Here is a 970-nt window from a genome sequence, read left to right as displayed (position 1 = left end):
AAAATCACCATCAAATAACACCTACACAAATCACACATACACAACATCAACATCAACATCATCAACAACAACAACAACAACCACATCATCATCATTATCATCATCAACATCGTCATCAACAGCAACAGCAACAACAATGACAACWAWAACTACTACTAATACGATGAACCATCTGAATATTCGATTGACAAACGGACGTTGGATAAGTCGATGGACTGATCGAATGCATTGATGGGTGGTCGGTTTGCGATTTGCACGGATGTATGCATTTGTTAGGCTGATTCGTCGAAAATTCAACTATGTAATCGACCGTCAGTCCATCGCTCTATCTCTATCGCTCTCGCTATCTCACTATCTCACTCTCAATCTCACTCTCAATCGTTACATTATTTCATTAAATAATTATTTAAATAATTAATTCATCCATCCATCCATCCATCCATTCATTCATTCATTCATTCATTCATTCATTCATCCATCAATCCATCAATCCATCTATGTATTAATCCATCCATCCGACCATCYATCCACTGCATGTCTTCACGTGTGCCTGTCTCATGTCCGTCTATCTCTCTGTCAGTCTGCGCACCTCTCCATCGGTCCGTGTGTCTCCATTTATGCATATCTCTGTGTGTACGCTTGTGGTAWTCGTAACRGAAGGGRGATTATAATTGACTGGATGSTTCACGKAATTTTGATGAGCCGCATATAGGCCAATAGGCACACAGATTTCTGATGACAGATCGACCKACGGCAGCCACACAGACAAACAAGCAGACCATCCACTGTGTATATCTCTGCTAACACATTCAATCTATACACATTGACTGATAAATTGTAGACAAATCCTGTTTGATTGATTCATATATGGGCGATGATGACGCTGGTGCAGACGCACATGCACACAGGAAATGCACACTCAGAAACGTATGCAGATGCTTGCTCTGTTGCTGTCGTTGTGGTTGTCGCT

The 970-nt window shown here is 41.1% G+C and carries 1 protein-coding gene; it reads right to left on the bottom strand.

From position 1 onward, the window contains the following. Window positions 1–30: 30 nt before the first annotated feature. Window positions 31–297, bottom strand: a complete 267-nt coding sequence (locus DLK05_RS19035; RefSeq protein ID WP_127345092.1) for a hypothetical protein — start codon at window positions 295–297, stop codon at window positions 31–33. Window positions 298–970 lie beyond the last annotated feature (673 nt).

It is taken from the genome of Ancylomarina longa, assembly GCF_003996985.1.
GTDB lineage: Bacteria > Bacteroidota > Bacteroidia > Bacteroidales > Marinifilaceae > Ancylomarina_A > Ancylomarina_A longa.
The sequence above is the reverse complement of the archived record's forward strand: the minus strand, read 5'-3'. Positions and strand labels throughout refer to the sequence as shown.